12 protein-coding genes are annotated in these 12,072 nt (G+C 46.5%); 7 read left to right on the top strand and 5 right to left on the bottom strand.

Annotation, left to right across the window (positions count from 1 at the left end; translation table 11 throughout):
* Nucleotides 1-6 precede the first annotated feature (6 nt).
* The 5 genes from MTR82_RS04430 to MTR82_RS04445 all read left to right on the top strand — a co-directional run bounded on the left by MTR82_RS04430 (nt 7) and on the right by MTR82_RS04445 (nt 4,257).
* Nucleotides 7-252, top strand: a complete 246-nt coding sequence (locus tag MTR82_RS04430) for a hypothetical protein (RefSeq protein WP_052650154.1) — start codon at nt 7-9, stop codon at nt 250-252.
* A 592-nt stretch (nt 253-844) separates the two neighbouring features.
* The gene (locus tag MTR82_RS17180; RefSeq protein WP_425023701.1) at nt 845-982 is read left to right on the top strand and encodes a hypothetical protein; all 138 of its coding nucleotides are present in this window, start codon (nt 845-847) and stop codon (nt 980-982) included.
* A 25-nt stretch (nt 983-1,007) separates the two neighbouring features.
* On the top strand, nt 1,008-1,271 hold the full coding sequence (locus tag MTR82_RS17185) for an efflux RND transporter permease subunit (RefSeq protein WP_425023703.1): 264 nt from the start codon (nt 1,008-1,010) through the stop codon (nt 1,269-1,271).
* A 240-nt stretch (nt 1,272-1,511) separates the two neighbouring features.
* Nucleotides 1,512-2,876 (top strand): DHA2 family efflux MFS transporter permease subunit, encoded by a 1,365-nt coding sequence (locus MTR82_RS04440; protein ID WP_246808559.1) that lies wholly within the window; start codon nt 1,512-1,514, stop codon nt 2,874-2,876.
* 166 nt (nt 2,877-3,042) lie between these two features.
* Nucleotides 3,043-4,257 carry a NupC/NupG family nucleoside CNT transporter gene (locus MTR82_RS04445; RefSeq protein ID WP_246807963.1) on the top strand — a complete coding sequence of 405 codons (1,215 nt, stop codon included), beginning with the start codon at nt 3,043-3,045 and terminating at the stop codon, nt 4,255-4,257.
* Nucleotides 4,258-4,546: 289 nt separating this feature from the next.
* Here MTR82_RS04445 and MTR82_RS04450 read toward each other — a convergent pair whose 3' ends face one another.
* The gene (locus MTR82_RS04450; protein WP_246807964.1) at nt 4,547-5,500 is read right to left on the bottom strand and encodes a nuclease-related domain-containing protein; all 954 of its coding nucleotides are present in this window, start codon (nt 5,498-5,500) and stop codon (nt 4,547-4,549) included.
* Nucleotides 5,501-5,890: 390 nt separating this feature from the next.
* Here MTR82_RS04450 and MTR82_RS04455 point away from each other — a divergent pair, with 390 nt between their 5' ends.
* Both MTR82_RS04455 and MTR82_RS04460 read left to right on the top strand, forming a co-directional pair.
* The gene (locus MTR82_RS04455; protein WP_246807967.1) at nt 5,891-7,189 is read left to right on the top strand and encodes an NCS2 family permease; all 1,299 of its coding nucleotides are present in this window, start codon (nt 5,891-5,893) and stop codon (nt 7,187-7,189) included.
* 99 nt (nt 7,190-7,288) lie between these two features.
* Nucleotides 7,289-7,474 carry a hypothetical protein gene (locus MTR82_RS04460; protein WP_052650164.1) on the top strand — a complete coding sequence of 62 codons (186 nt, stop codon included), beginning with the start codon at nt 7,289-7,291 and terminating at the stop codon, nt 7,472-7,474.
* Between the two features lie 37 nt (nt 7,475-7,511).
* Here the strand turns inward: MTR82_RS04460 and MTR82_RS04465 are convergent, their stop codons facing one another.
* From MTR82_RS04465 to MTR82_RS04480, 4 genes are all read right to left on the bottom strand, one after another.
* Complete coding sequence (locus MTR82_RS04465) at nt 7,512-8,417, bottom strand: MerR family transcriptional regulator (protein ID WP_246807969.1); 906 nt, start codon at nt 8,415-8,417, stop codon at nt 7,512-7,514.
* Nucleotides 8,418-8,914: 497 nt separating this feature from the next.
* The gene (locus MTR82_RS04470) at nt 8,915-10,114 is read right to left on the bottom strand and encodes an MFS transporter (protein WP_246807971.1); all 1,200 of its coding nucleotides are present in this window, start codon (nt 10,112-10,114) and stop codon (nt 8,915-8,917) included.
* 189 nt (nt 10,115-10,303) lie between these two features.
* Nucleotides 10,304-11,533 (bottom strand): MFS transporter, encoded by a 1,230-nt coding sequence (locus tag MTR82_RS04475; RefSeq protein ID WP_246807973.1) that lies wholly within the window; start codon nt 11,531-11,533, stop codon nt 10,304-10,306.
* A gap of 47 nt (nt 11,534-11,580) precedes the next feature.
* Nucleotides 11,581-11,766 carry a hypothetical protein gene (locus tag MTR82_RS04480; RefSeq protein WP_246807974.1) on the bottom strand — a complete coding sequence of 62 codons (186 nt, stop codon included), beginning with the start codon at nt 11,764-11,766 and terminating at the stop codon, nt 11,581-11,583.
* Nucleotides 11,767-12,072: the final 306 nt, after the last annotated feature.

The following is a 12,072-nucleotide window of genomic DNA, read 5'->3' on the forward strand; positions in this document are numbered from 1 at the left end:
TAAAGAATGGGTTTCTTCCTCGTCGGCATCCTTTTATGGACGCTGGTCATTGCTTCGGTCGTTTTATTGATCTATGGTCTCTGGAAACATTCCTGGAAAGTCCTTGTTTGGAGCGGAGCTGCACTATTGGTTCCAATGCTCACCATTTTTCTTGGCGGGCAAGGGATTTGGTTCCGTCTATGCATCGTCCCGCCTCTTGCCATTTTTGCGGCCGCTTATTATCTGAAGCAAAAAACGATACAGCCACTTTAAAAGTGGATTGGGGATCTTTTCCTCAATCCATTTTTTATAGGATTTCAAGATGGAAGTATGGAAATGATTAAACATTAGTTATACAAAATTGGAGAGGAGATTGATTATGAAGTACATATTGGAGCAGGGAAAGCTGTTTTTATTTTCACTATTTATTTTTATGCGTATCAGTGTATATGTATTTGACGTGTTGCCCCTGCTTGAAATTCCTAACCCCCTAGCCTCGTGCTGATTTCGACGATTCTTCCGGGTGCAGGTCCGGAAGAAATTGAGAACTCTATCACGAATACGATTGAAAGAGAAAGTCAGTAGCCGACGGATAGCGCCTGTCCAATCCATTTCTTCCAATTCGGCTTCCACGGCTGTTCTGTTTGAAGAAGTGACAACCATTGAATTGATGGACCAAAAACAGAAGATATTGTGACCTATGTAGGCGAACCCGCAATTTCTTATATGGTTTTCCTGAAAACTGCCCAGGATGCGCCTTCAGTAGGCAAAAATGTCACTGAGATAGGTTATTGAAGCATTCGATGAAGACCTGCCAGGCGGCATTAAAGCCGAACACTACGAATCACAAGCAGAAAATGCCAATTTGATTTTGAAGGCTTATATATATATTTATTTATTGATTGCAGTTCAAGCGTCTGTATTGATCGGGTTGATTCCGATCCCGCTCACGGGTGTCGACTTGAACCAGATTTCCGTCATCGGATTTGATCATTGCCATTAGGATACTGGTTGATGACAGCATTTTCGTGAACGACAATATCCAGCGCCGCTACAAACTCGGCGATTCCCCGCTTGACGGCGCCATAACAGGGGTGCGGGAAGTGTATCCTTCCATCATTTCTTCCAGTTTGACGATTGTTGTGACGTTTTCTACATTATTGTTCTTGTCTGGCGGAAATGGGGCGTTTATTAAAGCGCTGCCGAGCATTCTCATTACGACTATTATTGCGTCTACAGTCCTTTCGATTACGTTAGTGCCGGCTTGGCATTCTCAAGCTTGTGCACCTTAGTGATGATCCCATCGCTTTACCTGGTCTTTTACCGGATCAATCACCGTAAAAAGAAAGCGGCCTAAAAGACTTTGCGCATCGCTTTTCAGCTATGCGTTTTTTTCTTTTGGCAAAGGGTAATCAGGGTACTAAGAATAAATGCAGGTTTTCCGCATGGCGAGGCAGGTGAAACCATTGGAGAATGCAGGAGTGCCAGTGAAGGAGAATGATTTTCGCCGCGGCCCTTTTCTGGGCGTGTTGATGGCAGGCGTCTTCGTCGCTATTTTAAACCAGACGTTGTTGGCAACGGCATTGCCGCACATTATGGAAGATTTGGAGATTAATGCGAATACGGCCCAGTGGCTGACAACCGTCTTCATGCTGGTCAACGGGGTCATGATTCCGATTACCGCTTTTTTGATTGGAAAATTTTCAACCCGGCAATTGTTTCTTGCCGCACTTGGCCTGTTCGCAGCAGGTACGATTATTTGTGCTATAGCACCCGGATTTAATTTATTGATGCTTGGGCGCATCATTCAAGCTTCAGGCGCCGGCATTATGATGCCCTTGACCCAAACGATTCTCTTTTTGGTTTTCCCAGTGGAAAAACGCGGACAGGCAATGGGGCTGTTCGGGCTGGTGATTTCCTTTGCACCTGCGCTGGGCCCGACTTTATCAGGGTGGATCGTTGGCCAGTATCCGTGGCGGGCGTTGTTTTATATCGTCATTCCAATCGCCGTCATCGACCTGGTTCTTGCTTATTTTTTGCTGCGCAATGTGACAAAACAGACGTTTCCGGCTCTCGATATCTTGTCGGTGGTGCTGTCGACTCTCGGATTCGGCGGAATCCTCTATGGCTTTTCGAGTGCCGGCAATACCGGCTGGAGCAGTGCGCCGGTTCTGGTTTCAATCACCGTCGGAATCGTTTCGTTGATTGTCTTCATCCATCGGCAATCGACTTTAAAAGAGCCGCTGTTGGAGTTTAAAGTTTTTTCCTACGGTATTTTCACGTTATCAACTATTTTAAGCGTAATCGTTTTTATTTCGATGATTGGCAGTGCGACGATTTTGCCGATTTACATGCAGACAATGCATGGCTTCAGTGCGCTTGAATCAGGGCTCATGCTTCTGCCGGGCGCTTTGGTCATGGGATTCATGAATCCGGTAACCGGCAAAATTTTTGATGCGGTCGGCGGCAAATGGCTCGCCATCGTCGGTTTGTCCATTGTCACCGTATCGACTTTTCGATTCACAGCCTTGACGACAGCCACTTCTTTCACTTACTTAACGGTTATGCACGCCATCCGGATGTTTGGCGTTTCCATGGTGATGATGCCGGTAACAACTGCCGGGTTGAATCAGCTGCCTGAACGGCTTGTTCCGCACGGCACGGCCATGAGCAATACGATGCGCCAAGTGTCGGGGTCGATCGGCACGGCGCTGCTTGTGACGATCATGACGGGCACGGCTTTGGATCCCGTGCAATACGGGGCAGAGGGCCTGGTGCGCGGCGTCAATATCTCCTTTATTGTTGTAGGCGTGCTCAGTAGCATTGGAATCTTGTTGGCATTTTTCTTAGGAAAAAAACAGCCGCAAAAAAGTAGAAAAGAAATCAAGAAAGAGTGAATTTTCACGGCATTGGCACTTTTCCCGGACAACCACTTTGTCACACGATAGCCATTTACTTCTCTTTTGGAATTTGGTAAGATGTCTGACGACAGAGGACTAATCTGCTAAACAACCATCGGGAAATGAAAGCGTTTCACGGTGGAATAAATAATGAGGTGAAGTTGTGAATTTATTATGGGGCATCTTTGGGATTTTCGTCGTACTGGGAATCGCCTTTCTTTTATCAAGCGGCAAAAAATCAATTAAGCCAAGAACAATTATTGGCGGATTGGCGATTCAATTAACTTTCGCCTTCATCGTGCTCGAGTGGGAAACCGGAAGAGCCGGTCTATTGAAATTCTCTGGATTTGTTCAGAATATTATCGATTATGCTGGAGAAGGGATTGCGTTCGTCTTCGGGCCAGCGGCTGACACGACAAACTTCGGTTTTGTGTTTGCGTTCCAAGTATTGACCGTTATTATCTTCTTCTCCGCATTGATTTCAGTGCTGTACTATTTGGGCGTCATGCAAATCGTCATTAAATTGCTTGGCGGCTTGTTGTCGAAACTTCTTGGCACAAGCAAAGCGGAATCCATTTCAGCCGCTGCGAATATTTTCGTTGGCCAAACAGAAGCGCCGCTTGTCGTCCGTCCATTTATTGCGGGAATGACGCGCTCCGAATTATTTGCTGTCATGACAGGCGGCCTGGCTTCTGTAGCCGGTTCGACTTTGGCAGGATACGCACTTCTCGGTGTGCCTCTTGAATACTTGTTGGCGGCAAGCTTCATGGCTGCCCCAGCCGGTTTGATCATGGCGAAAATCATGATTCCTGAAACAGAAGATGTTTCAGAAAGAGAAGACATCGTAATGGAGAAAGATAAATCGTCAGTAAATGTCGTCGACGCGGCGGCTAAAGGTGCCGCAGACGGCTTGCAATTGGCATTGAATGTCGGTGCCATGCTTTTAGCGTTTATCGCTTTGATCGCTCTTTTGAACGGTATGCTTGGCGGAATTGGCGGCTGGCTCGGTTTTGAAGGGTTGACGATTGAAGGCATCCTTGGATTCGTCTTCGCACCTCTTGCTTGGGCAATCGGTGTTCCATGGGCAGAAGCTGTCCAAGCGGGGAGTTTCATCGGACAGAAATTGGTCCTTAATGAATTCGTGGCTTACACTTCTTTTGCTCCTGAAATTGCCAACTTGTCACCTAAAACTGTTATCATAGTCAGCTTTGCGTTATGCGGTTTCGCTAACTTAAGTTCCCTGGCTATTTTGCTTGGCGGTCTTGGTGCCATGGCGCCATCACGCCGTCCGGATATCGCGCGTCTTGGTATTCGCGCGGTTGCAGCAGGTATGCTTGCATCTTTGCTGAGTGCATCAATTGCCGGCATGTTCATGTGATAGGATTCGGCCACCCCCCTTATCTGCGAAGAAATTTGCGGATGAGGGGGGGTTTTGTTTTGTCGGGCTGTTTCGCCGGCGAAACAGCCCTGGTTTTGGCATGCCGGCTGGTTTTTCAATAGGCTGATTTTGTTTGCGTGCGTTGGGATGGGAATGCGAGCGTTGGGAGAGAAATACGCTCGTTCAAATGAATTTGTGCGCGCTCAGAGAGAAATGCGCGCGTTCAAACAGATTTGCGCGCGTTCAATAAAAAATGCGCGCGCTACGCATCTAAAAGCACACATTGCTTCTAATCTTTCAATCGATAACACCGTGCTTTCGATTCGCCGGTCGTTTGCAAATCAAATTGGCTTAATAACCGCCCAGCCACATGGCGAGAATCGAGTCCGCAAAACTCGCGAAATCTTTCATTCGTAATGGTTGTATCGATTAAAGAGAAGTATTCCTGCAGCGCAAATTCGTGAGCCAGCAGATCCTGATGACGGCAGGACTGACAATGCCAACTCCGTTTCGTTCGGAACATCGTGAGCGATTGGCAGTTTCGGCAATATACACCGGTCTTCAATTCCCTAGGATGGATAAAATATCGTTGGCACAATGGAATTTCTACAAAAGGGGTTTGACTTGATAGCAGCATATCTTTTATTTTGAGAAGTGGGAGGTTCGCAGCCATTGGGGGATGGGCTTCATGAATTTTCAAAAGCATTTCCGGCATCTGATAAGTTTTGCAAATAAGGGTGCGGGCTGGTTTTGAGATGAACTCGCACTTTTTCGCTGTGAAGACGATGAGGCCTTGAACTGGCAGGGGAATCTTATGTTTCTTGAACCAGATGGATAGAAAGCGGACGTTCTTGCGGAGTTGAATCTGCGGATCTTCCATGACGGTTTTCACGCTGTCTTCATCAAATCGGTAAAACTCGCCAGTCTTTTCATCGAAGTGGATTTTGCCGCTGATGTTCTTGGACTCAATCACAATCGCGCAGCGTTTTGTCAAAAGCAATCCGTCCATTTGGATAGGCCAATTGCCTAATTGTAATTGAACATTCCACATCACACTATAATCCTCATCTAAATAAAACTCATTGAACCGGGCTTCGATTCGATGTTCGCCTCTTGCTCCGGAAGCAGTGCGGTGCAGCTCTTTCTGAAGATAACTTTGACTTTGATGCTCAGCCGGCAGCCGGTTAATTAACCGTTCCAATCCTTCCGACCGGGCCATCATTCCGATTGATCTCTTTTCCATAAAACACCTCTTTCAATTGAATTAAATGAAGTATAGCACTCTTTAAATAAATTTAGAGAAACGATTTTAAAAACAATCATGTGCCTGCTTTTCTCTTGCGAAAAGGGGAGATGAGGCGATACGCTCGTTCAAATAAATTTGTGCGCGCTCAGGAAAAAATACACTCGTTCAAATGAATTTGTGCGCGCTCAGAGAGAAATGCGCGCGTTCAAACAGATTTGCGCGCGTTCAAAATAAAATGCGCGCGCTCATAATTTTTACCCAATCACTATCAAGCTCCATCCCTTGACACACCTGATTTTTTCGATTAAACTCCTATATTGGCTCACCTATTTTATTTATTGGGAAGAGCGGGTTGGGAGAGGGCTAATTTAATAGAAGGTCGTAGAAATGAGTAATTGGATGGACCGTTTTTTTGGTCTTCAAATGAACGAAACGACAGTTAAACGGGAGATGTCGGCAGGTGTCATCGGCTTTTTTACGGTGGTGTATATCATTGCCGTCAACTCATTGATCTTGTCCGAATCGGGTATGCCGCTTGAAGCCGCGATTATCGCGACGATTGCAGCGTCCGTATTTGGCTGTCTCGTCATGGGCTTCTGGGGCAATGCGCCGATTTTGCTTGTGCCGGGCATGGGAATCAATGCGTTATTCTCTTATACGATGGTGCAATCGATGGGCTTGTCTTGGCCTGAAGCATTGACAGTGGTTTTTGTATCCGGCATCATTTTTGTCATTATTGCGTTTACGCGTTTGGCAAAAATGCTGAGTGCTGCCGTGCCGTATTCGCTGAAAGAAGCGATTACGGTTGGACTTGGTTTATTCCTCATGCTGATCGGTCTTGAAAAAGGCGGCATCGTGGTGAATGGTTCCAATTCGATTTTGGCACTGGGCTCTCTTGGCGAGGCGCATGTCCTGGCAACTGTTTTGACTTTTGTCGTCGCAATCGTGCTGTTTATTCGCAATGTTCCGGGGAATTTCCTGATTACGATTGTATTGGGTACTGTGATTGCTTCCTTCTTCGGATTGATTGATCCGAGCGGAATGAGCGGATCGGGCGTCGAGTTGTCGGAAGCGTTCGCCGTTTTTGGTGCCTTGACGTTTGACGGCATCTTATCGATGACGTTCTGGATTGCCGTGTTTTCCTTGACGATGGTCATCGTCTTTGAAAACATCGGCACGGTGCAGGGGCAAGTGTCGTTCATCGAACACCCGCAAAAGTTCGGGCGCGCATTCCAGGCGACTTCGGTATCCGCAATGGCCTCCGGCATATTTGGCACGAGTCCGACAGTGGCGAGTGCTGAAAGTGCTTCAGCCATGGCTGCTGGCGGCCGTACAGGCCTGACGGCAGTCACCACCGGCTTGCTGTTTCTCGTTTCGGTATTCTTCATCCCCGTCATCAAACTGATACCGGACAGCGCCATTGCGCCGATCCTGATCATCGTGGGCGGACTGATGCTTCAGAATATCCGCAACTTAGACATGAAAGACATGAGCGAAAGTTTCCCTGCGCTATTTATCATTGCGCTGATTCCGTTTACGTACAGCATTGCGGACGGTATTGCCATCGGCTTTATCTTGTACCCGGTGCTGAAAATCGCAATCGGAAAATGGCGGGAAGTCTCGATGACGCTTTACATCATTGCCGGCTTGTTCTTAGTGAATTTTGTTTTCCACGTCATCAGTTAAATGAAATAAAAAACGCATCTGCAGAAGCAGGTGCGTTTTTCGTTGCTTTAAAGCAGTGCTATAATAGAAGCAAGAGATCTGAAAGGAGTGGCACGAAACATGAAATACACGAAATCCAAGATGGAGCAGCTCGTGAACGATCATCCGGAGTTGAAAAAGCGCCTGAAAGTATTGATGAAAGAGATGGAACTGGAAAAAAGCTTTGCGTTGAAAGCCTTGTACCATTCGGAAGTAACGGATAACGGGCCTTACCAAAAAGACTATCAAGACCTCGACCTTCAGTAAGAGCAGATTTTTTAAGCTGCTCCAACGATAAAACCCCTTAAGCTCTGCTTAAGGGGTTTTTTGCTTGTTGATCCAGCCATTCTTGCCATAAATCGTAAGAATCGCCAAGGAACCATCTGTTTTTTTCGGATTTCTGTTCGTTGATGCCAGCACCGCCGATCAAGAATTGCATTTCAGGCTTTTCTGCGGCAATGCTGTCGATGTATTGATTGATCGCAGGCAGCATGCGCGGGGAAGAAACCGCCATACAAGTAATTTCAATATCGTGTTCGATTGTCAGCTGGGCAATGCCGTCAAGCGGCGTATTTTCGCCAAAGTACATCACCTGGTAGCCGTTTTCGCGCATGAACAAACTAAAAAGCAATAAACCTAATTGGTGATGCTCACCGCTCGGGCATAGAGCCATCACTTTCGGCAGCTCAGGTGAAATCGGGAATACCCGGAAAAATTGGTTGAAGCGCTGTTGGACAATATTGGTGATTAAATGCTCGTGCGCTACCGTCAACGAACCGTTTTCCCACTCTTCGCCGATGCGGACCATAAGCGGCACGATGATGGAAAAGAACACGGTCCGGTAATGGAACAATGAAAAATGAAGATCCAATAAATAATTGAACCGTTCGGTGTCCATTTCGGAAGCTGCCAAATACAGTTCCTGGACTTGTTTATGGTAAGGCTCTGAACTTACAGGTTCAGGCGTTTTCTCTTTTTCAACAGGATTTCTTTTGGAAGCGTGCAATTGTTTCACGGCTTCGCTGATTTTAATGCCTCGATCTTGTACTTGAATTTTAAGCCATTTTAAATCTTCGAGGTTCTGATCCGAATAAAGCCGGTGTCCGGATTCCGTACGCGCAGGCGTAATAGCGTTGTAACGGGTTTCCCACGAACGGATCGTCACTTTCGGCATATCTAAAATTTTGGCAGCTGCTTTAATATTGTACATAGCATTACCTACATTTCTTTAGATTGTTTGTATAATAATTATACAACTTTATAGGCAATATCGCAAAGTTTAACCAAAACTGTATAAGAAGAATGAAAAAGTCCCCTATACAAGGAGCCTTTTCAATGTGTTGAAAAATAGAAATGGAAAAAATTTCGTATAGAAACTCGATATTCCACAAAACCGCTGCGAAGCGATTGCCCATGGCTTACGAGGTCAATTGCTTTGCAACGAGCTTGCGAAGAAGCAAGTGTTTTAAAACGATACCTTTATAAAACATCGTCTCCGCTGTGTTGTCCCATATCTTTGGAAAGTGTTCCAGCGCCGGCGCGGTTCCGGACGGGCTGGAGCAATAAGACGAGTGATTTTCTCGGCTTATTGCGGGAAGCAAGTCCATAGCGCCGCAGTGCGGATTCCAGAAGCAGATGCTCGAATCCAATTAGTTTCTCGAAAACTCAAAAGGCCCCTATACAAGGAGCCTTTCGCTTGGATTGAATTTAGAGGACCGCAGCAGATTTGGCAGCTCTTGAGCGTTGCCAAACCACTGTGATAAACATGGTGACTAATAGCATCGCCAGACCCAAAATGAACGGGAAGATGATATTGACGTCATACAGCACGCCCGCAAGAAGCGGCCCGATGACATTGCCGATACTCATGTAGGCATTGTTCATGCCCATTGCGAATCCGACTTCGCCTTCTGCCATTTTTGAAATCAACGTGTTCAAAACAGGGCGGAGGATCGAAGTCGCCATGAAGATGACGAGCGATACACCGAAGAACATGGCGTAGCTGCCGGCGAACAATGACAATAGGAAGCCGATTGCCGTAACTCCGAGGAAGAACACTAAAATCGCGACTTCTCCGAAGCGGCGGACAATGCGGTCCACGATAAACAATTGAACGATGACGCTGACAACGCCGGTCGCAGTAATCATGAAGGCGATGTCTTTCGCAGTAGAGTTGAACTGGTTGTCCAAGTACAAACCAACGACGGATTCATAGGCCAACAAGCCGAAGCTCATGACCAGCGTAATAACCAGAGGAATGAAATACGGCATCTTCACCGAACGGCCAATTTTTGTGAACATCGACTCTTCATCAGGAACAGTCGATTCCACAACCGGATTTCCTTCAACAGCGTCGCTGTCTTTCAAGAGAACGACAGAGAAGAGGACCGCAACCAATGAAACAAGTGCAGAAACCAGGAAAGGCAATTTCAGGCTGTAATCTGCCAGAAAACCGCCGATTCCGGGTCCGACGACGATGCCGAGTGACATCGCAGCCGATACTAAGCTCGTGCCTTTTGCGCGCTGATCGAATGTGGTGATGTCCGCGATATAAGCGAAGATGGCCGGGACGAGCATCGCTGCGCCCACTCCGCCGATGACACGGGACAGGTAAAGGACCGCGATAAGGTCAGAGGCATAAAAGACGAACATGGAAATGGTCAATCCGAGCAGGCCGTAAATGATCATTTTCCGGCGGCCGTACTGATCTGCCCACTTTCCGGCAATCGGAGAAAACAGGAATTGGGCAGCTGCAAAAATGGCAATCATCAAACCGGCGGCCATACCGCCCTGATTAATGGAGGCCAAATAGGAAGGCAAAATCGGAATGACAATTCCGAAGCTCGCGATGGCGATGAACATATTGATCATCAGGATAAAAATCTTTTTTCGTTGATCTGGCGACATGGAAGCACCCTCATTTCTTCTATAGACTGTTCTGGATATTTTTTCTCAGCTTCACCATATTATTTGAGTACAAAGTTCCTGTCAATGGAATGAACTCCGCTTTAATTTGTTTTTTATTCAAGATTTTTACCATGCAAAAAGAAGCTTCCCGGAATTGCATCTGGACAGCTTCTTTGCAGGAAAGCGAGTTTATTGGACCGCTTCTTTCAATTCTTCATGATGGAGAACAGCGAGTGCCTTGGCTGCCCGTGAGCTGCGCCAAGCAATCGCAATGGACAAGGTGAGGATCAACAACCCAAGCCCTAAAATGAACGGATAATTGATATTAAAGTCGAACAGCAATCCAGCCGATAACGGGCCAAGCACATTGCCAAGGCTCATATAGGAAGTGTTCATGCCCATGGCAAATCCGACTTCGCCTTGCGCCATCTTTGAGATCAAGATATTGAGGACGGGCCGAAGAATGGCCATTGCCAGGAAAATGACCAGCGAGACGCCGAAGAAAGTGGCGTAGCTTCCCGCAACCAGCGACAAGACGAAACCAAAAGCCGCAAGGCCAAGAAACGCAATAAGCACCGGCACTTCGCCGAAACGGCGCACAAGGCGGTCAACGATGAACATTTGGACAATGACGCTGATCAAGCCGGTTGCCGTAATCATCATCGCAATGTCTTTTGAAGTTGAGCCATATTCGGTTGTTAAATACATGCCGATCACCGACTCATAAGCGACCAGTCCAAAACTCATAACGAAAGTGATGATTAACGGAATAAAATACGGCATTTTAACCGAACGCCCAATCTGTTCGAGCATCGATTCGTCTTTGGCGAATTCTTCCGCCTGTTTCGTGCTTTCTTCCGTCGGTGCAATTTCTTTCAGCATGACAAATGAAAACAGCACCGCGGTGAATGTAACGAACGCTGACACGAGAAACGGCAGCTTCAAGTCGAAGTCGGCTAAAAATCCGCCGATTCCCGGTCCGATGACTAAGCCGAGCGACATGGAAGCTGTGACAAGCCCGGTCCCTTTCGCGCGCTGAGCAGGCGTTGTGATGCCTGCCACATAGGTGAAGATTCCAGGGACGAGGAACGCATCGCCGATTCCGCCGATGATGCGCGATGCATACAGAATCCAAATGGAATCCGTAGCGTAGAACATCAGCATGGAAACGGTCAAAAGCGATAAACCGATGATGATGACTTTGCGCGGTCCGTAGACATCCGCCCATTTTCCGCCAAGCGGCGAGAACAATAATTGAGCGCCGGCGAAAATGGCGATCATCAGCCCCGCTGCCGTGCCGCCTTGGTTGATGGAAACCAAATACGCGGGAAGGATGGGGACGATAATGCCAAAGCTGGCAATCGCGATAAACATATTGATCATCAGGATGGTGATTTTCTTTCTTTGTTCAGGAGACATTGCAGGTAAATCCTCTTTTCTATAAAATGAATTCTTTTATTTATCAGCTAGGGCTGAAAGACCCTCCATAACGTATTGGTTAGGTAAAATAAACATCCGCCGGCAGTAATCAGCATCCATCCACCAATGATCATCCCCGAAGCCATACCGCCTTGGTTAATCGATTCCAGGTAAGCCGGAATGACCGGCCCAGTGATTCCGAAACTTGTTATGGGTATAAATAAAGTGGTCATTAAAATAATCATCTTTATTGTTGGGATGAAGACATAGATGGTATCTCGTTTCACATAAAGTTATTGCGAAAATATATCTGATTTTAACAACTTTCCTATATTATGATGAAAAAACCTCAAAGTCAATGGGTTTTGGACATAAAAATAACATGTTGCAAAACAATTTATTATTCTATTATATAAATATTCACAAAATTTTATAGAGCCTAACAGACTGCGGTTTTTGAGATTAAATTATTTAAATATCGTAATCGATAAGGTCAAATAAAACGCTTACATAGAAGAGTGAAATCTTCTTCATTTGTT

Origin of the sequence: Planococcus ruber (genome assembly GCF_022819085.1) — a bacterium.
GTDB classification, from domain to species: Bacteria; Bacillota; Bacilli; order Bacillales_A; family Planococcaceae; genus Planococcus; species Planococcus ruber.

Excerpts from the sequence above, each read along its gene's own strand:
- MTR82_RS04430 (WP_052650154.1), top strand. The coding sequence starts at position 7 with ATGGGTTTCTTCCTCGTCGGCATCCTTTTATGGACGCTGGTCATTGCT.
- MTR82_RS04440 (WP_246808559.1), top strand. The coding sequence starts at position 1,512 with ATGGCAGGCGTCTTCGTCGCTATTTTAAACCAGACGTTGTTGGCAACG.
- MTR82_RS04450 (WP_246807964.1), bottom strand. The coding sequence starts at position 5,500 with ATGGAAAAGAGATCAATCGGAATGATGGCCCGGTCGGAAGGATTGGAA.
- MTR82_RS04455 (WP_246807967.1), top strand. The coding sequence starts at position 5,891 with ATGAGTAATTGGATGGACCGTTTTTTTGGTCTTCAAATGAACGAAACG.
- MTR82_RS04460 (WP_052650164.1), top strand. The coding sequence starts at position 7,289 with ATGAAATACACGAAATCCAAGATGGAGCAGCTCGTGAACGATCATCCG.
- MTR82_RS04465 (WP_246807969.1), bottom strand. The coding sequence starts at position 8,417 with ATGTACAATATTAAAGCAGCTGCCAAAATTTTAGATATGCCGAAAGTG.
- MTR82_RS04470 (WP_246807971.1), bottom strand. The coding sequence starts at position 10,114 with ATGTCGCCAGATCAACGAAAAAAGATTTTTATCCTGATGATCAATATG.
- MTR82_RS04475 (WP_246807973.1), bottom strand. The coding sequence starts at position 11,533 with ATGTCTCCTGAACAAAGAAAGAAAATCACCATCCTGATGATCAATATG.
- MTR82_RS04480 (WP_246807974.1), bottom strand. The coding sequence starts at position 11,766 with ATGACCACTTTATTTATACCCATAACAAGTTTCGGAATCACTGGGCCG.